24 protein-coding genes are annotated in these 26,484 nt (G+C 62.8%); 20 read left to right on the top strand and 4 right to left on the bottom strand.

Annotated elements, in window-relative coordinates:
- Positions 1–89 precede the first annotated feature (89 nt).
- The 12 genes from scpA to PSV26_RS12955 all read left to right on the top strand — a co-directional run bounded on the left by scpA (position 90) and on the right by PSV26_RS12955 (position 15,170).
- Entirely contained in the window at positions 90–2,258 is a 2,169-nt protein-coding gene (scpA, locus tag PSV26_RS13010) for a methylmalonyl-CoA mutase (RefSeq protein WP_300571323.1), read from the top strand.
- The gene (gene meaB, locus PSV26_RS13005; protein ID WP_300571320.1) at positions 2,255–3,304 is read left to right on the top strand and encodes a methylmalonyl Co-A mutase-associated GTPase MeaB; all 1,050 of its coding nucleotides are present in this window, start codon (positions 2,255–2,257) and stop codon (positions 3,302–3,304) included. The genes scpA and meaB overlap by 4 nt, the downstream gene beginning before the upstream one ends.
- Before the next feature lie 21 nt (positions 3,305–3,325).
- A complete protein-coding gene (locus PSV26_RS13000) occupies positions 3,326–4,858 on the top strand; it encodes an acyl-CoA carboxylase subunit beta (RefSeq protein WP_300519055.1) in 1,533 nt (510 codons plus the stop codon).
- A gap of 117 nt (positions 4,859–4,975) precedes the next feature.
- Entirely contained in the window at positions 4,976–5,104 is a 129-nt protein-coding gene (locus tag PSV26_RS12995) for a hypothetical protein (RefSeq protein ID WP_300519057.1), read from the top strand.
- Positions 5,097–7,220 carry an acetyl/propionyl/methylcrotonyl-CoA carboxylase subunit alpha gene (locus tag PSV26_RS12990; RefSeq protein ID WP_300571318.1) on the top strand — a complete coding sequence of 708 codons (2,124 nt, stop codon included), beginning with the start codon at positions 5,097–5,099 and terminating at the stop codon, positions 7,218–7,220. Before PSV26_RS12995 ends, PSV26_RS12990 begins: the two co-directional genes overlap by 8 nt.
- A gap of 18 nt (positions 7,221–7,238) precedes the next feature.
- Positions 7,239–7,520: a cupin domain-containing protein gene (locus PSV26_RS12985; protein ID WP_300571316.1), complete on the top strand. Its 282-nt coding sequence runs from the start codon at positions 7,239–7,241 to the stop codon at positions 7,518–7,520.
- Positions 7,517–8,014 (top strand): VOC family protein, encoded by a 498-nt coding sequence (locus tag PSV26_RS12980; RefSeq protein ID WP_300571314.1) that lies wholly within the window; start codon positions 7,517–7,519, stop codon positions 8,012–8,014. Before PSV26_RS12985 ends, PSV26_RS12980 begins: the two co-directional genes overlap by 4 nt.
- A gap of 255 nt (positions 8,015–8,269) precedes the next feature.
- Entirely contained in the window at positions 8,270–9,793 is a 1,524-nt protein-coding gene (locus tag PSV26_RS12975; RefSeq protein WP_300571312.1) for a methyl-accepting chemotaxis protein, read from the top strand.
- A gap of 170 nt (positions 9,794–9,963) precedes the next feature.
- Positions 9,964–11,802 carry an FAD-dependent oxidoreductase gene (locus tag PSV26_RS12970; RefSeq protein ID WP_300571310.1) on the top strand — a complete coding sequence of 613 codons (1,839 nt, stop codon included), beginning with the start codon at positions 9,964–9,966 and terminating at the stop codon, positions 11,800–11,802.
- Positions 11,799–13,649 (top strand): 2-oxoacid:acceptor oxidoreductase subunit alpha, encoded by a 1,851-nt coding sequence (locus PSV26_RS12965; protein WP_300571308.1) that lies wholly within the window; start codon positions 11,799–11,801, stop codon positions 13,647–13,649. Before PSV26_RS12970 ends, PSV26_RS12965 begins: the two co-directional genes overlap by 4 nt.
- Positions 13,646–14,701 (top strand): 2-oxoacid:ferredoxin oxidoreductase subunit beta, encoded by a 1,056-nt coding sequence (locus tag PSV26_RS12960; RefSeq protein ID WP_300571306.1) that lies wholly within the window; start codon positions 13,646–13,648, stop codon positions 14,699–14,701. Before PSV26_RS12965 ends, PSV26_RS12960 begins: the two co-directional genes overlap by 4 nt.
- Positions 14,702–14,729: 28 nt before the next feature.
- Positions 14,730–15,170, top strand: coding sequence for a CBS domain-containing protein (locus PSV26_RS12955; RefSeq protein WP_300519076.1), 441 nt, complete (start codon positions 14,730–14,732; stop codon positions 15,168–15,170).
- An 8-nt stretch (positions 15,171–15,178) separates the two neighbouring features.
- Here the strand turns inward: PSV26_RS12955 and rsxB are convergent, their stop codons facing one another.
- Entirely contained in the window at positions 15,179–15,841 is a 663-nt protein-coding gene (gene rsxB, locus PSV26_RS12950; RefSeq protein ID WP_300571304.1) for an electron transport complex subunit RsxB, read from the bottom strand.
- A gap of 26 nt (positions 15,842–15,867) precedes the next feature.
- Entirely contained in the window at positions 15,868–17,262 is a 1,395-nt protein-coding gene (phaZ, locus tag PSV26_RS12945; RefSeq protein WP_300519081.1) for a polyhydroxyalkanoate depolymerase, read from the bottom strand.
- Between the two features lie 243 nt (positions 17,263–17,505).
- On the opposite strand from phaZ, the gene ygiD reads away from it, so the two are divergent.
- Both ygiD and PSV26_RS12935 read left to right on the top strand, forming a co-directional pair.
- Positions 17,506–18,360, top strand: coding sequence for a 4,5-DOPA dioxygenase extradiol (gene ygiD / locus PSV26_RS12940; protein WP_300519084.1), 855 nt, complete (start codon positions 17,506–17,508; stop codon positions 18,358–18,360).
- A 20-nt stretch (positions 18,361–18,380) separates the two neighbouring features.
- On the top strand, positions 18,381–18,746 hold the full coding sequence (locus PSV26_RS12935) for a nuclear transport factor 2 family protein (protein ID WP_300519087.1): 366 nt from the start codon (positions 18,381–18,383) through the stop codon (positions 18,744–18,746).
- An 84-nt stretch (positions 18,747–18,830) separates the two neighbouring features.
- Here the strand turns inward: PSV26_RS12935 and PSV26_RS12930 are convergent, their stop codons facing one another.
- Positions 18,831–19,406 carry a nucleotidyltransferase family protein gene (locus PSV26_RS12930; RefSeq protein WP_300519089.1) on the bottom strand — a complete coding sequence of 192 codons (576 nt, stop codon included), beginning with the start codon at positions 19,404–19,406 and terminating at the stop codon, positions 18,831–18,833.
- 30 nt (positions 19,407–19,436) lie between these two features.
- Positions 19,437–20,633 carry an amino acid aminotransferase gene (locus tag PSV26_RS12925; protein WP_300571302.1) on the bottom strand — a complete coding sequence of 399 codons (1,197 nt, stop codon included), beginning with the start codon at positions 20,631–20,633 and terminating at the stop codon, positions 19,437–19,439.
- A 172-nt stretch (positions 20,634–20,805) separates the two neighbouring features.
- Here PSV26_RS12925 and uvrB point away from each other — a divergent pair, with 172 nt between their 5' ends.
- The 6 genes from uvrB to hscB all read left to right on the top strand — a co-directional run bounded on the left by uvrB (position 20,806) and on the right by hscB (position 26,476).
- Positions 20,806–22,908 carry an excinuclease ABC subunit UvrB gene (uvrB, locus tag PSV26_RS12920; RefSeq protein WP_300519094.1) on the top strand — a complete coding sequence of 701 codons (2,103 nt, stop codon included), beginning with the start codon at positions 20,806–20,808 and terminating at the stop codon, positions 22,906–22,908.
- Between the two features lie 266 nt (positions 22,909–23,174).
- Positions 23,175–23,711 (top strand): Fe-S cluster assembly transcriptional regulator IscR, encoded by a 537-nt coding sequence (gene iscR, locus PSV26_RS12915; protein WP_300519097.1) that lies wholly within the window; start codon positions 23,175–23,177, stop codon positions 23,709–23,711.
- 104 nt (positions 23,712–23,815) lie between these two features.
- Entirely contained in the window at positions 23,816–25,033 is a 1,218-nt protein-coding gene (locus PSV26_RS12910; RefSeq protein WP_300571300.1) for an IscS subfamily cysteine desulfurase, read from the top strand.
- 45 nt (positions 25,034–25,078) lie between these two features.
- Positions 25,079–25,465, top strand: a complete 387-nt coding sequence (gene iscU / locus PSV26_RS12905) for a Fe-S cluster assembly scaffold IscU (RefSeq protein WP_293592264.1) — start codon at positions 25,079–25,081, stop codon at positions 25,463–25,465.
- A 26-nt stretch (positions 25,466–25,491) separates the two neighbouring features.
- Positions 25,492–25,815: an iron-sulfur cluster assembly protein IscA gene (gene iscA, locus PSV26_RS12900; RefSeq protein WP_300519104.1), complete on the top strand. Its 324-nt coding sequence runs from the start codon at positions 25,492–25,494 to the stop codon at positions 25,813–25,815.
- Positions 25,816–25,954: 139 nt separating this feature from the next.
- Positions 25,955–26,476: a Fe-S protein assembly co-chaperone HscB gene (gene hscB / locus PSV26_RS12895; protein ID WP_300571298.1), complete on the top strand. Its 522-nt coding sequence runs from the start codon at positions 25,955–25,957 to the stop codon at positions 26,474–26,476.
- Positions 26,477–26,484: the final 8 nt, after the last annotated feature.

The raw sequence follows: 26,484 nt of genomic DNA, 5'->3' as shown, positions 1-26,484 counted from the left end.
CCGAAACTAAATTCTGCATCAATAATTATAAATAATGTAAACTGGCGAAATCGGCAGCCTAGCTGCGCAAACCCATCGAAACACGCGCCATGAGCACCCCCAAACCTCCCTCCAGCCCCGAATTTGCCTCTGCCACCCTGGAGGCCTGGGCCAAGGCGGCGGCCAAATCGGCGCCCGGCGGCGACGTCAACGCGCTGAACTGGCAAACCCCCGACGGCATCAGCGTCAAGCCGCTGTACACCGCGGAAGATACCAAGGACCTGCCTTACACCAACACCTTGCCGGGTTTTGAGCCTTTCATCCGCGGTCCGCAGGCCACCATGTACGCGGTGCGGCCCTGGACCATCCGCCAGTACGCGGGTTTTTCCACGGCGGAGGAATCCAACGCGTTTTACCGCAAGGCGCTGGCCGCCGGCGGGCAGGGCGTCTCGGTCGCCTTCGACCTGGCCACGCACCGCGGTTACGACAGCGACCACCCGCGCGTGACGGGCGACGTCGGCAAGGCCGGCGTGGCCATTGACTCGGTCGAGGACATGAAGATCCTGTTTGACCAGATCCCGCTGGACAAGGTGTCGGTGTCCATGACCATGAACGGCGCGGTGCTGCCGGTGCTGGCCGGTTATGTGGTGGCGGCCGAGGAGCAGGGCGTGGCGCAGGACCAGCTCAGCGGCACCATCCAGAACGACATCCTCAAAGAGTTCATGGTGCGCAACACCTACATTTACCCGCCGGCGCCCAGCATCCGCATCATCGGCGACATCATCGAGTACACGGCCCAACACATGCCGAAGTTCAACTCGATTTCCATCTCCGGTTACCACATGCAGGAAGCCGGCGCGAACCAGGCGCTCGAACTGGCCTTCACCCTGGCCGATGGCAAGGAGTATGTGAAGACGGCGATTACCAAGGGCCTGGACGTCGACGGTTTTGCCGGCCGCCTGAGTTTTTTCTGGGCCATCGGCATGAACTTCTACCTTGAAGTCGCCAAGATGCGCGCCGCACGCCTGCTGTGGTGCCGCATCATGAAGGAGTTCAACGCCAAAAGTCCGAAAAGCCTGATGTTGCGCACCCACTGCCAGACCAGCGGCTGGAGCCTGACCGAACAGGACCCCTACAACAACGTGGTGCGCACCACCATCGAGGCCATGGCCGCTGTCTTCGGCGGCACACAAAGCCTGCACACCAACAGTTTTGACGAGGCGATTGCGCTGCCGACCGAGTTCTCCTCGCGCATCGCCCGCAACACCCAGCTCATCATCCAGGAAGAAACCCACATTCCCCACGTGATCGACCCCTGGGCCGGCAGCTACATGATGGAAAAACTGACCCAGGACATGGCTGACGCCGCCTGGGCCATCATCGAAGAGGTCGATGCCATGGGCGGCATGACCAAAGCGGTGGATAGCGGCTGGGCCAAGCTCAAGATCGAGGCGGCGGCCGCTGAAAAACAGGCGCGCATCGACAGCGGTAAGGACGTCATCGTCGGTGTCAACAAGTACAAGCTCAAGACCGAGGATGCGATCGAAACCCGCGACATCGACAACGTCGCGGTGCGCGACGGCCAGATCACGCGCCTGAAGGCGATCCGCGCCAGCCGCGACAGTGCCGCGGTGCAGGCCGCGCTGGACGCGTTGACGGCCGCTGCCGACAAAGGCGAGGGCAACCTGCTGGACCTGAGCATCAAAGCTGTGCGCCTGCGCGCTACAGTTGGTGAGGTCAGCGATGCGCTGGAAAAAGTTTACGGGCGCCACCGCGCCGATACCCAAAAGGTGACCGGTGTGTATGCAGCCGCTTATGACTCGGCCGAAGGCTGGGAAAATCTCAAGTCCGAGATCAACGCCTTTGCCGAAGCGCAAGGCCGGCGTCCGCGCGTGATGATCTCCAAGCTCGGCCAGGACGGTCATGACCGCGGCGCGAAAGTCGTGGCCACCGCTTTTGCCGATCTGGGCTTTGACGTGGACATGGGCCCGCTGTTCCAGACGCCCGAAGAATGCGCGCGCCAGGCGATTGAAAACGACGTGCATGCGGTCGGCGTCTCGACCCTGGCCGCCGGCCACAAGACCCTGGTGCCCGCCATCATCGCCGAGCTCAAGAAGCAGGGCGCCGACGACATCATCGTGTTTGTCGGCGGCGTGATTCCGCGCCAGGACTACGAAATGCTTTACGAGGCCGGTGTCAAAGGCATCTACGGCCCCGGTACCCCGATCCCGGCCAGCGCCAAGGATGTGCTGGAGCAGATCAAGGCTGCGCTGAAGTGACTTCCGGCGAACTGGTGGATGAGGTTCTGCGCGGCGACGCCGCCGCGCAGCGCCGTGCCATCGCCAAAGCCATCACCCTGCTCGAATCCACACGCACTGACCACCGCGCCCAGGGCGACGAGTTGCTGACGGCCTTGTTGCCCCACACCGGCAAGGCCTTCCGCTTGGGCATCAGCGGCGTGCCCGGTGTCGGCAAATCTACCTTCATCGAAGTGCTGGGCCTTTACCTGATCGCGCAGGGCCATCGCGTGGCGGTGCTGACCATTGACCCCTCGTCGAGTGTGTCGGGCGGCTCCATCCTCGGCGACAAGACGCGCATGGAACATCTTTCGGTCCACGAACGCGCCTACATCCGGCCCAGTCCGTCCAGCGGCACGCTGGGCGGCGTGGCGGAAAAAACGCGCGAGGCCATGCTGGTCTGCGAAGCGGCCGGTTACGACGTGGTGATCGTCGAAACCGTCGGTGTGGGCCAAAGCGAAACCGCCGTGGCCAACATGACCGACATGTTTGTGTTGATGCAGCTGCCCAATGCCGGCGACGACCTGCAGGCGATCAAGAAGGGCGTCATGGAGCTGGCCGACCTGGTCGTCATCAACAAGGCTGACATCGATGCCGATGCCGCCATGCGTGCGCAGGCACAAATTGCTTCGGCCATGCGCCTGTTCGGGCTGGTCAACAACGCGATGGCGAATCACGGAGGTGAGGCGCAGACCGCGGCCTACGACTCCTTCTGGCACCCGCAGGTGATCCAGCTCAGCGCGCTGCACAAGCAGGGGGTCGATGACTTCTGGGCAGCGGTGACGCAGTTCAAAAACATTCAGACCGCCAACGGCCGGCTGGCCGAACGCCGCCGGCACCAGTCGCTGGCCTGGATGTGGGAGCGTCTCGATGCGGGGCTCAAGCAGGCCTTTCGGCAGGACCCGGCGGTCAGCGCCTTGTTGCCCACCCTGGTGGCCGATGTCGAAAGTGGCCGCATCCCGGCCTCCACCGCAGCAAGAAATCTGCTTGCAGCCCAATCAGGGCGTGCGCCAGCAGCTATTAAATAGAGAGCATACAGAAAGCGAACCATGCAAGACATTCTTGAACAACTCGAAACAAAACGCGCCGCAGCCCGCCTGGGCGGGGGGCAGAAACGCATCGATGCCCAGCACGGCAAAGGAAAACTCACGGCGCGCGAGCGGCTGGAGCTGCTGCTCGACGAAGGCACGTTCGAAGAATGGGACATGTTTGTAGAGCACCGTTGCACCGACTTCGGCATGGCTGACAACAAGGTCCCTGGCGACGGCGTGGTGACCGGCTACGGCATGATCAACGGCCGACTGGTGTTTGTCTTCAGCCAGGACTTCACGGTGTTTGGCGGCGCCCTCAGCGAGGCCCATGCCGAGAAAATCTGCAAGGTGATGGACCAGGCCATGAAGGTCGGCGCCCCGGTCATCGGCCTCAATGATTCGGGCGGCGCCCGCATCCAGGAAGGCGTGGCGTCGCTCGGCGGTTATGCCGATGTGTTCCAGCGCAACGTCATGGCCTCGGGCGTGGTGCCGCAGATCAGCATGGTCATGGGCCCCTGCGCCGGCGGCGCGGTGTATTCGCCGGCCATGACGGACTTCATCTTCATGGTCAAGGACAGCAGCTACATGTTTGTCACCGGCCCCGAGGTCGTGAAAACCGTGACGCACGAGGAAGTCACCGCCGAGGAGCTCGGCGGCGCCACCACCCACACCACGCGCAGCGGCGTGGCCGACCTGGCGTTTGAAAACGATGTCGAGGCGCTCCTGATGCTGCGCCGGCTCTACAACTACCTGCCGTTGAACAATCGCGAGAAGGCGCCTATCCGCCCCAGCGCCGACCCGGCCGGCCGCATGGACCTGAGCCTGGACACCCTGGTGCCCGAGAACCCGAACAAGCCTTACGACATGAAGGAGCTGATCACCAAGACGGTGGACGACGGCGACTTCTTCGAGCTGCAGCCCGAGTACGCAAAAAACATCATCATCGGTTTTGCGCGCATGGAAGGCCAGAGCGTCGGCATCGTCGCCAACCAGCCGCTGGTGCTGGCGGGCTGCCTGGATATCAAGAGCTCGATCAAGGCGGCGCGTTTTGTGCGTTTCTGCGATGCCTTCAACATTCCGGTCATCACCTTTGTCGACGTGCCCGGCTTCATGCCCGGCACCAGCCAGGAGTACGGCGGCATCATCAAACACGGCGCCAAGCTGCTGTATGCGTACGCCGAATGCACGGTGCCGAAAATCACCGTGATCACGCGCAAGGCCTACGGCGGCGCCTATGACGTGATGAGCTCCAAACACCTGCGCGGCGATGTCAATTTTGCCTGGCCCAACGCCGAGATCGCCGTGATGGGCGCCAAGGGGGCGGTCGAGATCATCTTCCGCGAAGACCGCAAGGACCCGGTCAAGCTGGCTGCGAAAGAGGCCGAGTACAAGGCGCGGTTTGCCAATCCCTTTGTGGCTGGCGCGCGCGGCTTCATCGACGACGTGATCCTGCCGCATGAAACCCGCAAGCGCATCTGCCGCTCGCTGGTGATGCTGAAAGACAAGAAGCTTGAGAATCCGTGGCGCAAACACGGGAATATTCCCTTATGAGTTCCCCCCTTCTCGGCTCACTCCGTGTAGCCGGATCCCCCCTCCGGGGCGGCGCCTGCGGCCCGGCTAAGCCGGTTCCGCGGCCCCCGCTTGAAAACCTGTCATGGAGCAACGCTTATGTTTGACAAAATACTGATCGCAAATCGGGGCGACCAGCCGCGAAGCGGCGCAGCAGCACAGCTACATCGCCTGATGCACGAAGTGCATGCAGGCGATTTCACCCCGATGGAGAAGGCGTATGTTTGAAAAGATACTGATAGCAAATCGGGGCGAAATCGCCTGCCGCGTCATCCTCACCGCCCGCAAGATGGGCATCAAAACCGTCGCGGTGTACTCCGACGCCGACAAGGACGCGCGCCATGTGGAGCTGGCCGACGAGGCGGTTCACATTGGTCCCGCGCCCAGCCGCGACAGCTATTTGCAGGCCGACAAGATCATTGCGGCGGCCAAACAGACCGGCGCGCAGGCGATTCACCCGGGCTACGGCTTCCTCAGCGAAAACGCCGGCTTTGCCAAACGCGTGGAAGAAGAGGGCCTGGTGTTCATCGGCCCCAAGCATTATTCGATCGCCGCGATGGGCGACAAGATCGAGTCGAAAAAACTGGCCGGCGCAGCCGGTGTCAACTGCATTCCCGGTGTCAATGACGCGATCGAGACTGCCGAGGAAGCGGTCGAGATTGCCCAGGGTATTGGTTACCCGGTGATGATCAAGGCCAGTGCCGGCGGTGGCGGCAAGGGCCTGCGCGTGGCCTTCAATGACAAGGAGGCCTTCGAGGGCTTCACCTCCTGCCGCAACGAAGCCCGCAACAGTTTTGGCGACGACCGTGTATTCATCGAAAAATTTGTCGAGGAGCCGCGCCACATCGAGATCCAGCTGATCGGCGACAGCCAGGGCAACGTGATTTACCTCAACGAGCGTGAATGCTCCATCCAGCGCCGCCACCAGAAGGTGATCGAAGAGGCGCCGTCGCCCTTCATCAGCGAGGCCACACGCAAGGCCATGGGTGAGCAGGCCGTCGCGCTGGCGAAAGCCGTCAGATACGAAAGTGCCGGCACCGTGGAGTTTGTGGTCGGCAAGGACCAGAGTTTTTACTTCCTCGAGATGAACACCCGGCTGCAGGTCGAGCATCCGGTGACGGAATGCATCACCGGCCTGGACCTGGTCGAGCTGATGATCCGCGTGGCAGCCGGCGAGAAGCTGCCGCTGGCGCAGAAGGACGTGCAGCGCAATGGCTGGGCCATCGAATGCCGCATCAATGCTGAAGACCCGTTCCGCAATTTCCTGCCGTCCACCGGCCGGCTGGTGCGCTTCCAGCCGCCGAAGGAAACCATGTTTGCGGCGGGGGAGCCCTCACCCCAGCCCTCTCCCGAGAGGAGAGGGAGTGAATCGCCCCCTCTCCCTCTGGGAGAGGGCAGGGGTGAGGGTGGCTTCTACGGCGTGCGCGTGGATACCGGCGTGCAGGACGGCGGCGAGATCCCGATGTTTTACGACTCGATGATTGCCAAGCTCATTGTTCACGGCACCGACCGCCGGGACGCGATCGCGAAGATGCGCGAGGCCCTGAACAGCTTTGTGATTCGCGGCGTGTCCAGCAACATCCCCTTCCAGGCGGCGCTGCTGGCGCACCCCAAATTTGTCGCCGGCGACTTCAACACCGGCTTCATCGCCGAAAACTACGCCCAGGGTTTCCGCGCCGAAGACGTGCCGCATGACGACCCGGACTTTCTGGTGGCGCTGGCCGCTTATGTGAACCGCCGTATGCTGGGTCGTGCTGCGGGTATCAGCGGCCAGATGCCCGGGCACGGCGTGACGGTCGGCGAGGAGTTTGTGGTGGTCAACCTGGGCGCCGGGGGCAACAACACCGCCCAGGCGGCCATGGTGCGGGACTATCAAGCAAAATCGGGCTCCAGCCGAGTGGAGACGGGCGCCGGCAGCTATGAAATATGTAGCAACTGGCATCTGGGCGGGGCCCGCATCCGCGGCACGGTCAATGGCGAACCGTTCGCCGCGCAGGTTGAGCGTGGCGTGGGCCGCAATCCCATGGCGATCCGTATAGCGCACAACGGCACGCGGCTCGATGCGATGGTTCTCACGCCTCGCGCGGCGAAGCTTCACGCATTGATGCCTTACAAGGCGCCGCCGGACATGAGCCGCTTTGTGCTCTCGCCCATGCCAGGACTGCTGGTGGAGGTCGCGGTGCAGCCCGGCCAGAAGGTTCAGGCCGGCGAACGCGTGGCGGTGATCGAGGCCATGAAGATGGAGAACGTGCTGTTTGCCACCGCCGACGGCGTGGTCGGCAAGGTGCTGGCTGCCAGGGGCGAGTCGCTCAGCGTGGACCAGCCAATTGTCGAGTTTGTCTGAGCTGAACCGGGACACGCCATGAACCCTCAAACCTTTGAAGCCTTGCTGAAAACCGAACACTTCAGAGAGATCACCGACGTTGACAGGCCGGCCGGTTACCAGCTGGGTGAACACGTGCATCCGTTTGATGCCTGCGCCCTGGTGACCGACGGGCAGATCACGCTCGTGGTGGCAGGTGTTTCCACCACCTATGCCGCGGGCGAGGTTTTCCGGCTGGCGGCAGGAACGCCCCACCTGGAATGTGCCGGCCCCCATGGCGTGATTTACCGGGTCGGCCGCCGAGCGGCCGCAGCCTCATGAACCGGCCGCTCCAACAGGCGCGGGGCCGGCCCTTCAAGGTGCTGGGTATCCAGCAGATCGCGATAGGCGGCACCGACAAGCAGCGCCTGCAAAAACTCTGGGTGGACATGCTGGGCCTGGAAGTCACGGGTACCTTCCGCAGCGAGCGCGAAAACGTCGATGAAGACATTTGCGCCATCGGCAGCGGGCCGTTCAAAGTCGAGGTCGACTTGATGCAGCCGCTGGACCCGGACAAAAAGCCCGCAGTGCACACCACGCCGCTGAACCATGTCGGGCTGTGGATTGACGACCTGCCCAGGGCTGTGGCGTGGCTGACCGCCCAAGGCGTGCGCTTCGCCCCGGGCGGCATCCGCCAGGGGGCGGCGGGTTTCGACATCTGCTTTCTGCATCCCAAGGCGAATGACGAGTTTCCGGTCGCGGGCGAGGGCGTGCTGATCGAGCTGGTGCAGGCGCCGCCCGAGGTGGTGCAGGCCTTCTCCAGGCTGGCCGGCTGAAAAGAAAACGCGCCCTTCGGGATAACCCGGCTTCAGTTTCCAGGCTCCGCAGCCGTTAAGTGAGAGCACCCTGATCCGTTGGTGCAGCACTGTAACCGGGCCGGTACTGGCTGGCTGTCGGGCAATGCTTGCTGGCGGTTCCCTGTGTACGCACGGCCGTGCGGGTGTGTGCCACGCAGGTCCCTGGCGCCAGTCCCCGGGCCCGCGCACCGCCACCCCAGGCCGGTTTCCATGCCGCGACTCCGGAGAATCCTCATGATATTTGGCAAGCTGCTTTCTCCCGCCACCTGCTTGCTGCGCCGGCTGCGTCTGGCCGGCAAGCTGGCCCTGCTTGGGTTTGTGGCGGCCTTACCGCTGCTGCTGCTGGCGCTGCAGGGCCTGTCGGGCAGCGGCGGCTTCGGCAGCCCGGGCGGCGTGCTTGCCACCGGCAGTGTGGGGCTGCTGCTGTTGCTGTATTTTTTGCTGGCTTTTCACCGTAGCCTTGCGCAGGATCTGCAGCAGGTGATCCTGGCGAGCCGGCAGCTGGTGGCCGGCGATTTGCGCCTGGATCTGGCGAGACGCGGTCCCGACGAGGCCGGCCAGCTGGCCCAGGCCATGGGCGAGTTGGGCCGCACCCTGTCCGGCATGGTGGCCAATGTACGCAGCAACGCCGCTTTTGTGGCCCATTCGGGCCAAAGCATGGCCATGGGCAACCGGGACCTGTCGGACCGCACCGGGCGGCAGGCGGCCAACCTTGAGGAAACGGCGGCCAGCGTGGAACAGCTGTCGGCCACGGTTCAGGCCAATGCCGGCATGGCCAGTCAGGCCAGCACCCGGGCCGCCCAGGCGCGGGATGTGGCCGACCAGGGCGCGACGGCCATGGCCCAGGCCATCGAGTCGGTGGAAGCCGTGCAGGGCAGCGCCAAACGCATGGGCGACATTGTCGGGGTGATCGACGGGCTGGCGTTCCAGACCAACATCCTGGCTCTCAACGCGGCCGTGGAGGCGGCGCGTGCCGGCGAGTCGGGCCGCGGCTTTGCGGTGGTGGCCAGCGAGGTGCGCTCGCTGGCGCAACGCTCGGCCAACTCGGCCCGGGAAATCCGCCAGCTGATCGGTGTGTCGTCGGGCCAGGTGGCGGCCAGTGCGGAAAAAATCCGTGCGGCGGGTATCAACATGAACCAGATCGTTTCGGGCATCCGCGACGTGGCGGCCAACATGTCGCAGATATCGGCCTCCAGCGCCGAGCAGAGCACGGGCCTGACTGAAATCACCTCGGCCGTGCACCAGCTCGATGAGATCACCCAGAGCAATGCCCGGATGGTGGAGCGCGCGGTCAGCCAGGCCGTCAACCTGGAGGCGCGGGCCGGCACGCTGGTGCAGTCGGTGGCCTCGTTCAAGCTGCAGCAGGGGTCGGCCGAAGAAGCAGTGGCCCTGGTGGCGCGTGCCGTGGCGCACCGCCAGCACAGGTCGAAAGAGGCCTTCCTGCGCGACCTCACGCTGCCCGCCAGGGGGTTTCACGACCGCGACATGTATGTTTTTGCACTCGACAGCCACGGCCGCTACCTCGCCTTCGGCGGCAACCCGTCCAAGGTCGGCACGCGGGTGCAGGACATCCCCGGCATCGACGGCGGGCAATTGCTCCAGTCCATCATTGACCAGGCCAGCGACGGGCCGGGCTGGGTGGAGTACGGCATCACCCACCCGATGACGGGCAAGGTCCAGACCAAGATGTCTTTTGTCCAGCAGGTAGACGATGTGTTTGTGGGCTGCGGTGTCTATAAAAACCTCGCGGCGAGCTGATGCGGGCACCCCGGGATTGAGGAGGAATAGGGGCGGGACCGGGAGAAACCGGGGAGAAAGCTGAGGAGGGACTGAGGGATTCACCCGAGAGCGCTGTGCGCAGGGACGGGCGTAAACTGGTCTGGCCTCCTGACCCGGTGGTGTTGCAGCGGGGCGAAGGAGACAGCGTTTTGCAGCCAACCAACGTAGCCCAGCCGTCCTACTTCCACAAGGTCGTCGATTGCCAATGGGCCTGTCCCGCCCACACCCCCGTTCCTGAATACATCCGCCTGATCGGCCAGGGTCGCTACACCGACGCCTACATGGTCAACTGGGTGTCCAACGTGTTTCCCGGCATTCTGGGCCGCACCTGCGACCGGCCCTGCGAGCCGGCCTGCCGCAGGGGCCGCGTCGAGGAGAACAACGGCGAGCAGCCGGAACCGGTGGCGATATGCCGCCTCAAGCGGGTGGCCGCCGACATGAAAAATGATGTCCGCCAGCGCATGCCCCAGGTCGCTCCCCGAAACGGCAAGCGCATTGCCTGCATCGGTGCCGGCCCGGCCTCGCTGACCGTGGCGCGCGACCTGGCGCCGCTCGGTTACGAGGTCACGGTGTTTGACGGCGAGGCCAAGGCCGGTGGATTCATTCGCACGCAAATTCCGCGCTTTCGCCTGCCCGAGTCGGTGATCGACGAGGAAACCGGCTACATCCTGGACCTTGGCGTGAACTTCAAGAGCAGCCAGCGCATCGCCTCCATGAAGGGCTTGCTGGCGCAGGACTACGACGCGGTGTTTGTCGGCTGCGGCGCGCCGCGCGGGCGCGACCTGGACCTGCCGGGGCGCAGCGAGATCACGGAGAACATCCACATCGGCATCGACTGGCTGGCCTCGGTGTCCTTCGGCCACATCACGTCCATCGGCCAGCGCGTGATCGTGCTCGGAGGTGGCAACACGGCCATGGACTGCTGTCGCTCGGCAAGGCGCCTGGGTGGCAGCGACGTGAAGGTGATTGTGCGCAGCGGCTTCGACGAAATGAAAGCGTCGCCCTGGGAGAAGGAAGACGCCCAGCACGAAGGCATTCCCATCATCAACTTCCATGTGCCCAAGTCTTTCGAACATGACCAGGGCAAGCTCACCGGCATGACTTTCGAGGTGGTTCAGGCGGTCTACGACGGCAACGGCAAGCGCAGCCTGGTGCCGACCGGCGCGCCGGACGTGCGGGTGGAATGCGACGCCGTGCTGATTGCCGTCGGCCAGGAAAACGCCTTTCCCTGGATAGAGCGCGACTGCGGCATCGCCTTCGACAAGTGGGGGCTGCCGTTGCTGGGCAAGGAGACTTTCCAGTCCACTATGCCCCATGTTTTTTTTGGCGGCGATTCGGCCTTCGGCCCAAAAAACATCATCACCGCAGTGGCGCATGGCCATGAGGCTGCGGTGTCCATTGACCGCTTTCTCAACGGCGAGGACATCCGGCGCCGGCCTGACCCGATGACCAACCTGATGTCCACCAAGATGGGCATCCATGAGTGGAGTTACGACAACGACACCTCCAACGATGCCCGTTTCAAGGTGCCCTGGGCCAAGGCGGAAATTGCGCTGGCCAGCATACGTGTCGAGGTGGAACTCGGTTTCGACGCCGCAACGGCCTTCAAGGAAGCCGGGCGCTGCCTGAACTGCGATGTACAGACGGTGTTCGCTGCGCCGGCCTGCATCGAATGCGACGCCTGTGTCGATATCTGCCCGATGGACTGCATCAGCTTCACCGCCAATGGCGATGAGCCCGATTTGCGCACGCGGCTCAAGGCGCCGGCGCTGAACCTGGCGCAGGACCTCTATGTGTCCGGCGAACTCAAGACCGGGCGGGTGATGGTCAAGGATGAGGATGTCTGCCTGCACTGCGGCCTGTGTGCCGAGCGCTGCCCCACCGGTGCCTGGGACATGCAGAAATTTTTGCTGCAGACCACGCAGGCCGGACCGTCCTGTCGCGATGCCAACACGGTTGCCACACGCGCAGCAGGGGTGCCCGCATGAAAAAAAGGATTGAAGCCGTCAACGACTTTGTGATCAAGTTCGCCAACGTCAACGGCTCCGGCTCGGCCTCGGCCAACGAGCTGTTTGCCAAGGCCATTTTGCGCATGGGGGTGCCGGTCAGCCCGCGCAACATTTTCCCCAGCAACATCCAGGGTTTGCCGACCTGGTACGAGGCACGCGTGAGCGGCAGGGGTTACCAGGGCCGGCGTGGCGGCATTGACATGATGGTGGCGATGAATCCGCAGACCTGGGATGCCGATGTGGCCGAGCTGGAGCCTGGTGGGTATCTGTTTTATGACAGTACCCGGCCCATGCCGCCGGAAAAGTTTCGCGAAGACATTCATGTCATTGGCATGCCGTTGACGGAAATCTGCAACGCCGTCTACAGCGACCCGCGACAGCGCCAGCTTTTCAAGAACATCGTGTATGTGGGGGCGCTGTCGGTGCTGCTGGAAATTGAGCCGGAGGTTCTGGAAAAGCTGTTCGGTGAGCAGTACAAGGGCAAGGAGAAACTGCTGGCGTCGAATGTGCAGGCGCTGCATCTGGGGCGTGACTTTGCCAGTGAGCACCTGAAGGGTCCTCTGGGCATTCGCGTGAAGCGAAGCAACCAGGTCGGCAACAGGATTTTTGTGGATGGCAACAGTGCCGCGGCGCTGGGCTGCGTCTATGGCGGTGCCACTGTTGCTGCCTGGTACCCCATCACTCCCTCGTCCTCGGTGGCAGAAGCCTTCCAGTCCTATTGCGCCAGATACCGGGTGGACCCCGGAACCGGCCGGCACAACTATGCCGTGGTGCAGGCTGAAGATGAAATTGCCTCCATCGGCATGGTGGTGGGTGCGGGCTGGAACGGTGCACGCGCGTTCACCGCGACCTCGGGGCCAGGGGTGTCGCTGATGACCGAGTTCCTCGGCTTGGCCTACTTTGCCGAAATTCCGGTCACCATCATCAACGTGCAGCGCGGCGGTCCGTCCACCGGCATGCCGACCCGCACCCAGCAGGCCGACCTGATCTCCTGCGCCTACGCCTCGCATGGCGACACCAAACATGTGCTGCTGCTGCCGGAAGACCCGCACGAGTGTTTTGAACACGCCGCGGCAGCGCTGGATCTGGCCGACCGGCTGCAGACGCCGGTGTTCTTGATGACCGACCTGGACATCGGCATGAACCAGCGCCTGTGCAAACCCTTTGCCTGGGACGACAGCCGCAGCTATGACCGCGGCAAGGTCATGACAGCGGAAGAACTTGAAGCCGGCAAGGATTTCGGTCGCTACAAGGACGTGGACGGCGACGGCATCCCCTGGCGCACCTTGCCGGGCACACATCCGAGCAAGGGCAGTTATTTCACGCGCGGCACCACGCGCAATGCCTATGCACAGTATTCCGAACGCGGTCCGGACTACATCTACAACGTGCAGCGCCTGCTGAAGAAGTTCGAAACCGCGGCCACGCTGGTGCCGCAGCCGGTGCTGCGGTCCGCCGAGCATCCGACCCGGCTGGGCGTGATTTATTTCGGCTCCACCAGCCCGGCCATGAACGAGGCGCTCGATGTGTTGAGCGAAGCCGGCATCCACATCGATGCGCTCCGGCTGCGGGCTTTTCCTTTTCCCGCGCTGGTCGCGCAATTTATTGCCGGGCATGACAGGGTGTTTGTGGTGGAGCAGAACCGCGATGCCCAGATGCACTGCCTGCTGGTCAACGAACTCGATGTTGATCCTGCGCGCCTGGTGCGTGTACTGCATTACGACGGCACGCCGATCACCGCGCGTTTCATCACCGCGGCCATCACCGCGCATGTGAAGGCGCAGGCGGACAGGGCTCAACAACAGGGCAGGGAGCACATGACATGACTTATCTGGCCAAGCCCCGCTTGCACCACCCGTCGCTGACCGTCAACAAGGTCGGCTACACCCGGCGCGACTACGAGGGAAAAATTTCCACCTTGTGCGCCGGGTGCGGGCACGACTCGATCTCGGCGGCCATCATCCAGGCCTGCTGGGAACTCGACATAGCACCGCACCGCGTCGCCAAACTCTCGGGCATAGGCTGCAGTTCCAAGACGCCGGACTATTTTCTCGGTGCCTCGCATGGTTTCAATACCGTGCATGGCCGCATGCCCTCGGTGCTGACCGGCGCCAACCTGGCCAACCGCGACCTGCTGTACCTCGGTGTCTCGGGGGACGGTGATTCTGCGTCGATTGGCCTGGGCCAGTTCGCCCACGCGATGCGGCGCGGCGTCAACATGGTCTACCTGGTCGAGAACAACGGCGTGTACGGCCTGACCAAGGGGCAGTTTTCGGCCACCGCTGACCAGGGCTCCAAAAGCAAGAAGGGCGTGGTCAACAGCGACAGCCCGGTCGATCTGGTGGCTCTCGCGCTGCAGCTGGGCGCGACCTACGTGGCGCGCGGCTTTTCGGGCGACAAGGCGCAGCTGGTGCCGCTGATCAAGGGCGCCATTGGCCATGGCGGTGCCGCCTTCATCGACATCATCAGTCCCTGCGTGGCCTTCAACAATCACGCCGGCAGCACCAAGAGTTACGACTATGTGCGCGAACACAACGAGGCGGTCAACCGGATCGACTTCATCAGCGCGCGCGAGGAAATCACCGCCAGCTATGCGCCGGGCGAGGTGATCGAGGTGGTGCAGCACGACGGCACCAGCCTGCGGTTTCGCAAGCTGCAGGCCGATTACGACCCCACCGACCGTTATGCGGCCCTGAGTTACATGAATACGCACCAGGCGCGGGGCGAAGTGGTCACCGGTCTGCTTTATGTCGACCCGCTGGCGACCGACCTGCACGTGGCGCTCAACACCAGCGCTACACCGCTGAACCAGCTCGATGCCGCGGCGCTGTGCCCGGGCGCGCGCACGCTGGACAAGGTCAATTCATCCCTGCGTTAACCGATGCCCGCTGGACAGGAGGAACCTCATGTCTGAACGTACCGTGTTTCAATCCATCCCGCACCGGCATGTGGTGAGTTGCCCGCCGCAGGCCAGCGTCTGGCAGGCCGCCTGTCTGATGACCCGGGCCAACTGCGGCAGTGTGCTGGTCATCGACGCAGCCGGCGTCATGCAGGGCATCCTGACCGAGCGTGACCTGATGACCCGTGTGCTGGCCAAGGCCCTGAATGCCAAAAAAACCCCGGTGTCCCAGGTGATGACGCAGAACCCCCTGTGTGTGGTGCCCGAGTTGGCCGTGTCGGATGCCGTGCTGATCCTGCTTGAGCGCGGCTTCCGGCATTTGCCGATTGTTTCGTCGGTCGGAAAAATCCTGGGGGTGTTCTCGATTCGTGATGCCTTGCCACGGGAGATCGACAGCGCGGTGAGCCTGGCCGAGTTCCGCGACTCGGTCAATGACGCGCTGGGCTGAGAAGGACCCTAGCTGTTGCCTGCGTCGCGCCTGGCGCGTGAGCGTGCCAACGCTGCTTCAATGATGGTCCGTTTCTGGTCCAGCACCACAGGGTCCGTGTGTCGGGAATGCCCGGGCAGGTCTGCCAGCGCGGCTTCGGCTTTTTCTTCAAGTCTTTTCTGGTTTTTTCCCTCGTCCAGCAAGCGCCGGTAGCTATGAATTTCATAGCGCTTTCGGGCCAGCCCGGCTTCGGCTTCCGACCAGGCGGCCCAGCCGGTGCGCTCGCCCGTGACGTTTTCCAGGCTGATGCAGTCCACCGGGCACACCGGAAGGCAGAGTTCGCAGCCGGTGCAGCAGGACTCGATCACGGTGTGCATCTGCTTGTTGCTGCCCAGGATGGCGTCTACCGGGCAGGCGTCGAGGCACAGCGTGCAGCCGATGCACCAGGCCTCGTCGATCACGGCCATCTGGCGCGGGCCTTCGTTGCCGTTGTCGGGGTTGAGGGGAAGGGCGGGGCGGCCGGTGATCAGGGCCAGTCGCGTGACGCCTTCGGCACCGCCCGGCGGGCACTGGTTGATCCCTGCCTGGTCGTCGGCCAGGGCCTGCGCGTAGGCTGCGCAGTTAGGGTAGCCGCAGCGCGTGCACTGCGTTTGCGGCAGTGCGGCATTGAGCCGCTCGGCAAGCAGGTTCACGACGCCGCCCCCACAATTGATGCGCTCTATTTCCTGGCGGCACTCTTTTTAGCGACGCTGCGGGTGGCGGGCCTGGGTACCGCCTGGAGTGCGGGTTTCACAGCGGGCTTTGTTGTCTTCTTTGGAGCCGCCTTGCCATTGGCAGAAAGGGAAGGCCCCTGGTTGTGCTCAAGAATGAAAGCCTTGACCTGCGGATACACGATGTCGCGCCAGCGGCGTCCGCTGAAAATGCCGTAGTGGCCGGCACCCTTGACTTCCAGGTGCTTCTGGCGTGACTTGGGTACGTTGTAGCAAAGACCGTGGGCGGCTTCGGTCTGGCCCGAGCCGGAAATGTCGTCAAGCTCGCCTTCCACCGTGAAGTGGGCCGTGGTGGTGATGTCTTCGGGGCGAACCCGCTCGATTTTGCCGTGCCTGGACTTCACGTCCCAGGTACCGTTGACCAGCTTGAACTCCTGGAACACGGTCTTGATGGTGTCCAGGTAGTAGTCGGCGTCCATGTCCAGCACGGCGTTGTACTCGTCGTAAAACTTCACATGTGCCTCGGTGCTGACGTCGTCGCCCTTGATCAGGTCCTTGAAGTAGTCATAGTGGCTGGTGGCGTGGCGGTCGGGGTTCATCGCGACAAAACCGGTGTGTTGCAAAAAGCCCGGATAGACACGGCGTCCGGCGCCCGCGAAGTTGCTCGGCACGCGGTAGATCACGTTGTTCTCGAACCACTCGTAGCTCTTGTTCATGGCCAGGTTATTGACGGCAGTCGGCGATTTTCGCGCGTCGATGGGTCCGCCCATCATGGTCATGGACAGCGGCGTGGTTTCGCCCCGGCTGGCCATCAGTGAAATGGCGGCCAGCACCGGCACGGTCGGCTGGCACACGCTGATGACATGGCAGTTGCCGTAGATGCCCTGCAGGTGGGTGATGAATTCCTGCACGTAGTTGACGTAATCGTCCAGCGCGAAAGCGCCGTCCGACAGCGGCACGGTGCGGGCGTTTTTCCAGTCGGTGATGTAGACCTTGTGGTCCTTGAGCATGGTCTTGACAGTGTCGCGCAGCAAGGTGGCATAGTGGCCCGACAGCGGCGCCACGATCAGCACGGCCGGCTGGCCCTTGAGTTTGGTCAGGGTGGCCGGGTCGTCGGTGAAACGCTTGAAGCGGCGCAGCTCGCAAAAGGGCTTGTCCATCTCGATGCGCTCATGCACGGCGACGCCGACCCCATCCACATCAACCGTGGTCAGGCCAAAGGCCGGTTTTTCGTAGTCTTTGCCGAGACGGTAAATCAGGCTGTAGCCGGCTGCCGCTCTCTGCGCCAGCGGGCTCTGGCTCAAGGGTGACAACGGGTTGTTGTAGAGCTTGGCGGCGGCCTGGGCGAAGTCGACAAACGGCTCCATCAGCTGACGCTGGGTTTCATAAACTTGATAAAGCATGATTTGACCTTTGTACAACAATATGCTGCAGTGCAACAAATAATAACAGGTGTGCTTACGATTAAATGGAGGGCAAACACCAATACGAAAGCCGGATGGGCACTTCTTTTGGCCATTCAATGGAAAATTGCACATGTCTGGCCGACGGATGCCTGAGCATCTCCCCGGCAGACAGGCGTAAAAGTCGCCATCATGCCGCGCAAAGCGCCCGGGCCGCAGGCAAGGGCGCCACCATGGAAATTTATGAACGAAATGACCGGCGCCCTGGCGCTTGACGAATTCACCTCCCTGAAAAAATCGGACCGGATGCCGGTGCTGTTTGTCGGCCATGGCAGCCCCATGAACGCGATTGGCGACAACGAATACCGCCGCAGCTGGCAGGAACTGGGCGCAGCGTTCGGCAGCCAGTACCCGCCGCCGCAGCTGGTGTTGTGCATTTCGGCCCACTGGCTGACCGAGGGCTGGTGGGTGACCGGCATGGACCAGCCCAAAACCATCCATGACTTCGGTGGTTTTCCGCAGGAGCTGTTCGACCAGCAGTACCCGGCGCCGGGTGCGCCGGCGGCCGCACGCGAGATCGGCCGTTTTGTCAGGCAGCGCGGCTCGGCGCCGCTGGGGGTGGACGTTGACGCCTGGGGGCTCGACCACGGCGCCTGGTCGGTGCTCAAACCCATGTTTCCGGACGCCGCCCTCCCGGTGCTGCAGCTGAGCATGGACTACAGCCGCCCGCCGTCTGACCACTACGCGCTGGCCCGGCAGCTCAAGGGCCTGCGCGAGCGCGGGGTGCTGATTGTGGGCAGCGGCAACATCGTGCACAACCTGCGCCAGGCCCAGCGCGGCGCCGCCGGCAACCAGGCTTACGACTGGGCGCTGGAGTTTGACCAGACCACCGGGGGCTATATTCAGCAGGGCAATCTGGACGCGTTGCAGAACTTCCAGAAGCTCGGTCAGCTGGCGCTGATGGCGCACCCGACCCATGAACATTACCTGCCGCTGCTGTATGCGGCAGCGGCCGTGGACAGCCATGAAGCGCCACGCTTTTTCAACACCAGTTTCCAGCTCGGTTCGATCTCCATGCGCTCCGTGATCTGGGGCTGAACCGGGAAGCTCCCAACACCATGCCAAGCCGCCAAACCGTCCAGGAGTTCATTGCAATGGTGGAACAGGGCTGCTACGTCGAGGCCATCGAGCAGTTTTATGCCCCCCATGCCAGCATGCAGGAGAACAGCCAGCCGCCCCGGCGTGGCCGCGACGCGCTGGTCAGTTATGAGCGGGCGGTGATCGCCGCCTGCAGTACGATGCGCACCTTGCCGGTCGAGTCCTTCCTGGTGGACGGTGACTTCGTCGTGATCCACTGGGTGTTCGAATTCACGCGCGTTTCAGGATCGATGCTGCGCATCGACGAGCTCGCGCACCAGCGCTGGGAGGGTGACAAGATTGTGGAAGAGCGCTTTTTCTACGATCCGACAACGGTTGGCGCCTGATACATGGTGGCAATGGTTGTCATGATTTTGCTATCAAATGTATAGCTGCTTGCGCTTGTCCCATAAGGGATGCAGGCACTTTTTTCATAAATCCCGGCGTGCGGCCGCAAGTGGCGCCGGGTCGGGCCGGCCCAGCCAGTTCCAGCGCGCCTGGTAGTCGCGCACCTTGTTTTCATACAGGGGCCCGTGGTCCACGCGAGGGTTGGGGCTGAGGATGCCCCGGTACATGTCGTCCAGTCCGTAGGGTGCGTAAACCTCTATGTGGCCGGCTTCCCGGCGCAAACCGACGCTGGTGCTGCCCACCAGAAAGCGGTCCACGCCTTCACAGGCGTTTTGCAGCGGCGGGCAGGGGCGCCCAAAATACGCCGGATACCAGAGGTGCACTCGCGCCTGGTTCCTGACATCGAGCTGGACGCCCAGGCCGGAAAAAAGAGCCTGTGCCTGCCGGTTGGCGGCTTGCTCCGAATGATCGGAAAGGTCTTTGGAGTCGAAGTAGAAAATATCGTAGTCGCGGATGCCTGCGCCGGGTGAGCGGCCGTCCAGCAGGTTCCACACCGTCTGGAACAGGCAACCCCCGACCAGCCAGGCGTCGGGCAGATGCAGGTCGGCCAGGCCGTCCAGCAGGGCCTGGTTGCAGGGGTTGCGCAGGGCGTCCTGCACAAACCGCTGCGGCAGGCCTGCCTCGCCGATTTACATCACCTTGGCGATGGACGCGCAGACGTGGGCGATGTTGTGGCTGTTCAGCGCAGCCACACACATGCGGCCGGTGTCGGTGCCGTACACGCCGAATTCATTGCGCAGGCGAACCATCTGGTCTTTCGTCAGGCCGGAGTAGCTGAACATGCCGATCTGCTGGGTGATGAAGCTCATGTCTTCCTTCACTCCGGCGGCTTTCAGGCCGTCCACCAGTGCCTGACGCATGGCCTTGATGCGCACACGCATCTCGCCCAGCTCTTTTTCCCAGAGCGCGCGCAGTTCGGGGTTGTTCAGCACGTTGGCGACCACGGTGGCGCCGTGGATCTGCGGGTTGCTGTAGTTGGTGCGAATCACGATCTTGAGTTGCGACAACACGCGATCGGCCTCGTCCTTGTTTTCGCACAGCACCGACAGGGCGCCGACGCGTTCGCCGTACAGGCTGAAGCTTTTGGAAAAGGAGGTCGAGACAAAGAAGGACAGGCCTGCGGCGACAAACTTGCCGATGACGGCGCCATCTTCCTGGATGCCCTGGCCGAAGCCCTGGTAGGCCATGTCCAGGAAAGGGGTCAGCTGGCGGGCCTTGACGGCAGCAATCACCTGATCCCACTGGGCGCTGGTGATGTCGTAGCCGGTCGGGTTGTGGCAGCAGGCGTGCAGCACGACGATGGTGCCGGCAGGTGCGGCGTTCAGGGCCGCGAGCATGCCTTCGAAATTGACACCGCGCTTGGCGGCGTCGTAGTAAGGGTAGCTTTCCACGGTGAAGCCGGCCTGGGCGAACAGGGCGCGGTGGTTTTCCCAGCTGGGGTCGCTGATCAGCACCTTGGCGTCCGGGCTGAGCTTTTTCAGGAAGTCGGCGCCAATTTTCAGGCCGCCGGTGCCGCCTATGCCCTGGGCAGTGGCAACGCGGCCGCTTTTGACCGGCTCGCTGTCGGCGCCGAAGACGAGGGCCTTGACGGCCGCGTCATAGGCAGCCACACCGTCCATGGGCAGGTAGCCGCGCGGCTTGGGCGACGCCATCATGGCCTTTTCGGCGGCCTGCACACATTGCAGCAGGGGCAGCTTGCCGTTGTCGTCGTAATAGACGCCAACGCCGAGATTGACCTTGTTCGGGTTGGTGTCGGCATTGAATTGCTCGTTCAGGCCCAATATAGGGTCACGGGGGGCCATTTCGACCGCGGTGAAAAGCGACATGAAAATCCTCTAAAAGGGTGGTTTGTGTTTTTAAACGGTCCGGCACGCCATCTGGTTTACCGGCTGCGGCGAAGACGGCCGGCAGATAGTCGGCCCCCAGTGACGCCCGCCCGCCAAATGTCGTATTCTGTTCGGTTGCCCCAGATTTTAGCGGGCCAGGATTGGGTTTTATATGCCAGAAGTGATTGACGTCATGCCAGAGGCCAGCACGGCCGCCGCCGAAGGCGAATTTGTGCGCTTTCCGGACTCTCCGTTCGAGCTCTTCATGCCCTACCCACCGGCGGGCGACCAGCCGGTGGCGATCGAGCAACTGGTCGAGGGCCTGCATGACGGCGAAGTCTTCCAGACCCTGCTGGGCGTGACCGGCTCGGGCAAGACCTTCACCATGGCCAACGTGATCGCCCGCATGGGCCGGCCGGCCATCGTGTTTGCCCCCAACAAGACGCTGGCGGCGCAGCTGTACAGCGAGTTCCGCGAGTTCTTCCCGAAAAATGCGGTCGAGTATTTCGTCAGTTATTACGATTACTACCAGCCTGAGGCCTACGTGCCGCAGCGCGACCTGTTCATTGAAAAAGACTCGGCGATCAATGAACACATCGAGCAGATGCGCCTGTCGGCGACCAAAAGCGTGCTGGAGCGGCGCGACACCATCATCGTGGCGACGGTCAGCGCAATTTACGGCATAGGCGCGCCCGAGGATTACACGCAGATGCGTTTCATCGCGCGCAGCGGCGACAAGATGAACCAGCGCGACGTGATCTCGCGCCTGATCCGCATGCAGTACGCGCGCAACGACCAGGACTTTGTGCGCGGCACCTTCCGCGTGCGCGGCGACGTGATCGACGTGTTTCCGGCGGAACATTCCGAGTTGGCCATCCGCATCGAGCTGTTCGACGACGAGATCGAGTCACTGTCGCTGTTCGACCCGCTGACCGGCCGCATTCGCCAGAAGGTGCCGCGTTTTGTGGTCTACCCGAAAAGCCATTACGTGACCCCGCGCGACAAGGTCATGGCGGCGGTCGAAACCATCAAGCTCGAACTGTCGGAGCGCGTCAAACAATTTGTCGGCGACGGCAAGCTGGTGGAAGCCCAGCGCATCGAGCAGCGCACGCGTTTCGACCTGGAAATGCTCAGCGAGATCGGCCATTGCAAGGGCATCGAGAACTACACCCGTCACTTGAGCGGCGCGCCGCCGGGCTCCCCGCCCTCGACACTGTGCGACTATTTGCCGAAAGACGCGATCATGTTTCTCGACGAGAGCCACGTGATGATCGGTCAGCTCAACGCCATGTACAACGGCGACCGCTCGCGCAAGACCACGCTGGTCGAATACGGTTTTCGCCTGCCCAGCGCACTGGACAACCGGCCTCTGAAGTTCGAGGAGTTCGAGACCAAGATGCGCCAGGCGATTTTTGTCTCGGCCACGCCTGCCGCGTACGAACAGCAGCATGCCGGCAAGGTGGTCGAGCAGGTGGTGCGGCCTACCGGGCTGGTGGACCCCGAGGTGGAAGTGCGGCCGGCCACGCACCAGGTCGACGACGTGCTGCAGGAAATCCGCATCCGCGTCGACAAAAACGAACGGGTGCTGATCACCACGCTGACCAAACGCATGGCCGAACAGCTCACCGACTACCTCACCGACAACGGCGTCAAGGTGCGTTACCTGCACAGCGACGTGGACACGGTCGAGCGTGTGGAAATCCTGCGTGACCTGCGCCTGGGCACCTTCGACGTGCTGGTCGGCATCAACTTGCTGCGCGAGGGCCTGGACATTCCGGAAGTCAGCCTGGTTGCCATCCTGGACGCCGACAAGGAAGGCTTTTTGCGCGCCGAGCGCAGCCTGATCCAGACCATAGGCCGGGCCGCCCGAAACCTCAACGGCCGGGCCATCCTGTATGCGGACCGCATCACCGACTCCATGAAAAAGGCGATGGATGAAACCGAACGCCGACGGAACAAACAGATCGCTTTCAACCTCGAACACGGCATCACGCCGCGCAGCATCGTCAAGCGCATCAAGGACCTGATCGACGGTGTCTACAGCGAGAAGTCCGGCAAGGAAGCGGAAAAACTCGAGCTGCAGAAGGCCCTGGTGGAGGACATGAGCGAGAAAGACATTGCCCGCGAAATCAAGCGGCTGGAGAAACAGATGATCGAACACGCCAAAAACCTGGAGTTCGAAAGGGCGGCCAGCGTCCGGGACCAGTTGCATGTGCTCAAGGCGCAGGCGTTTGGCGCACCGGGTGTGGACAATGTGCCGCCGGTGGCGGGCTGAAAATGAAACGGATAAGCGGGACTTTCGTCACGGATTCGGCTTTGTTTGTCTTGGACAAAGTGGCTTGAGCGGTACAATGACGACTGAATCGGTCGGGCATCTGTGCTATACTTGACGAAAACAGTCAAGAACCAACAGAACAACAAGAGCCCTGTAGCCGATCAGGCCGTCAGGCCGGGGCGGGTGGAGAAAAAGTTCCCTTTCAAGCCACAAGCTTGGCAGGGTGAGCCAAACGACAGTCAAGCCAACTTTTAAGGAGCTTGAAAATGCGCCTCACGACCAAAGGCCGCTTTGCGGTCACCGCGATGATTGACCTGGCCCTGCGCCAGAACAACGGCCCCGTCACCCTGGCGGCCATTAGCCAGCGCCAGCAGATTTCGCTGTCCTACCTTGAGCAACTGTTCGGCAAGCTGCGTCGCCACGAGCTCGTCGAGTCCACCCGTGGCCCCGGCGGCGGCTACACCTTGGGCCGCAAGGCGGCAGCCATCACTGTTGCCGACATCATTGTGTCGGTGGACGAACCCATCGACTCGACCCAATGCGGCGGCAAGGAAAACTGTCTCGGTGACGGTGGCCGTTGCATGACCCACGAGTTGTGGGCTTCGCTGAACAGCCGCATGGTGGAATTTCTCGACTCCGTGACCCTGCAAAAGCTGGTCGACGACCAGCTGGCCAAGGGTGTCGTGGTCGAAAACACACCCATGGTGAAGAAAGCCATCTTCACAGCGCCTATGGCCAAGCCGATGCGCGTCAACGCGCCCAATTCGGTGTTTGCCCTGGGCAACGCGTTTTCGAAGTCCTGAGCGGTCCTGGTCTTGCTGGCCTGCGAGGGCCTGATTGCCGGAGACTGCCGTCCATTTTTTGATGCTGATGCTGCAAGCCAGCCCTGAAATAAAAAGCTAGCCACATGGAAACCCCACACTTCCCCATTTACATGGACTACAGCGCCACGAACCCGTGCGACCCGCGGGTGGTGGACGCCATGATTCCCTGGTTGCGCGAGCATTTCGGCAACCCCGCTTCACGCAGCCATGCCTGGGGCTGGGAGGCAGAAGCTGCGGTGGAAAAAGCCCGCGAGCAGGTCGCCGAGCTGATCGGTGCCGACCCGCGCGAGATCGTCTGGACCAGCGGTGCGACCGAGTCCAACAACCTGGCGCTCAAGGGCGCCGCGCATTTCTACAAGTCCAAAGGCAAACACCTGATCACGGTCAAGACCGAGCACAAGGCCGTGCTCGACACCTGCCGCGAGCTCGAGCGCCAGGGGTTTGAAGTGAGCTACCTCGACGTGCAGGCCGACGGTCTGCTTGACCTGGAGGTGCTGAAGGCGGCGATCCGTCCCGACACCATCATTGTCAGCGTCATGTTCGTCAACAACGAGATTGGTGTCATTCAGGACATCCCGGCGATTGGCGCCCTGTGCCGGGAAAAAGGCATCATTTTCCATGTGGACGCCGCGCAAGCCACCGGTCGCGTGGACATTGATCTGGCCACCTTGCCGGTTGACCTGATGAGCCTGACCTCGCACAAGACTTACGGGCCCAAGGGCATAGGCGCGCTGTATGTGCGGCGCAAGCCGCGCGTGCGGCTGGAGGCACAGATGCACGGGGGCGGCCACGAACGCGGCATGCGTTCCGGCACCTTGCCGACACACCAGTGCGTGGGCATGGGCGAGGCCTACCGTATTGCCAAGGCGGAAATGCACGATGAGAACCAGCGTATCCGTGCCCTGCACGAGCGCATGCTGGCAGGCCTGAAGGACGTGGAAGAGGTTTTCCTCAACGGCCATGCCGACAAGCGCGTGCCGCACAACCTCAACATGAGCTTCAACTTTGTCGAGGGCGAGTCCCTGATCATGGGCATCAAGGGCCTGGCGGTGTCCAGCGGATCGGCCTGTACTTCGGCCAGCCTGGAGCCCAGCTATGTGCTGCGTGCCCTGGGCCGCAGCGACGAGCTGGCCCACAGCAGCCTGCGCATGACCATAGGCCGCTGGACCACCGAAGAAGAGATTGATTACGCCGTGGCGACGATCAAGGAGAACGTGGCCAAGCTGCGTGACCTGTCGCCGCTCTGGGAAATGTTCAAGGACGGCGTGGATCTGTCCACCATCCAGTGGGCCGCCCATTGAGGCCGGCCGTACGTAACGCACCAACAGCTTGAAGAGGTAAACAAAATGGCATACAGCGAAAAAGTGGTAGACCACTATGAAAACCCCCGCAACGTCGGCTCGTTTGAAAAGGGCGACGACACGGTAGGCACCGGCATGGTCGGCGCACCGGCCTGCGGCGACGTCATGAAGCTGCAGATCAAGGTCAACCCGCTGACGGGCGTGATTGAAGACGCGCGTTTCAAGACCTACGGCTGCGGCTCGGCGATTGCGTCGAGCTCACTCGTGACCGAGTGGGTCAAAGGCAAGACGCTGGACGAAGCGGCAAGCATCAAGAACAGCGCGATTGCCGAAGAGCTGGCCTTGCCGCCGGTGAAAATCCATTGCTCCATCCTCGCCGAAGACGCCATCAAGGCGGCTGTCAGCGACTACAAGTTGAAGCACGCCCACTAACCTCATCGACCTGCGAAGCTTTTCCCATGTCCGTTACTCTCACCGACGCCGCAGCACGTCACGTCACCCGCTACATGACCAAACGCGGCAAGGGCGTGGGTGTACGCCTGGGCGTCAGAACCACCGGCTGCTCCGGCCTGGCCTACAAACTCGAATATGCCGACGAGATTGCGCCGGAGGACGTGGTATTTGAAGACAACGGCGTGAAGGTGCTGGTGGACCCCAAAAGCATGGCTTACATCGACGGCACCCAGCTCGACTTTGTGCGTGAGGGCCTCAATGAGGGCTTCAAGTTCATCAATCCGAATGAGCGCGACCGCTGTGGGTGCGGCGAAAGCTTTCGCGTGTAAAGCTACTGCGCGGGCGCCATGCGTCGTTGCGCGGTGCTCGCAATCCTCACGTACCTGAGTACGTTCCGGTTGCTGTGCTCCGTGCGCCTCGCCTGACGACCGCTCGCTACGCTTTCCATCCCGAAACCAGATTCTCCAAGTGGCGTCGCTCCAATCCAACGATTTCGAACTTTTTGACGTGCCTGCGCAGTTCGCGCAGAACCGTGCCGCGCTCGACGCGCGCTGGAAAGAGCTGCAGCGCGAGGCGCATCCCGACAGGTTTGCGGCGCAGGGCGCTGCCGCCCAGCGCGTGGCCATGCAGTGGTCGGTGCGTATCAATGAGGCCTACCAACGGCTGAAGAACCCGCTCAAACGTGCGATCTACCTCTGTGAGCTGCACGGCGCGCCCATCCAGGCCGAGAGCAACACGGCCATGCCGCCGGATTTCCTGATTCAGCAGATGCAGTGGCGTGAAGCGCTGGAAGAGGCCGAGGGCCTGGACAATCTGGAAGAAATCGCCGCTCAGACCTTGAACAGCAAGCGCGAACTGCTATCAAAAATAGAGCGCTCGCTGGATCGGGACAAGGACTATCCGGCTGCTGCCCAACAGGTCAGAAGCCTTATGTTTATTGAGCGCTTTGGCAGCGAGATTGATGCGCGCATCGACTCGCTGGGACAATAGCCCGTCAC

Source organism: Polaromonas sp. (assembly GCF_029945685.1).
Classification (GTDB): domain Bacteria; phylum Pseudomonadota; class Gammaproteobacteria; order Burkholderiales; family Burkholderiaceae_C; genus Polaromonas.
Note: the sequence above shows the minus strand (reverse complement) of the source record. Positions and strands in the feature narration are given on the sequence as shown.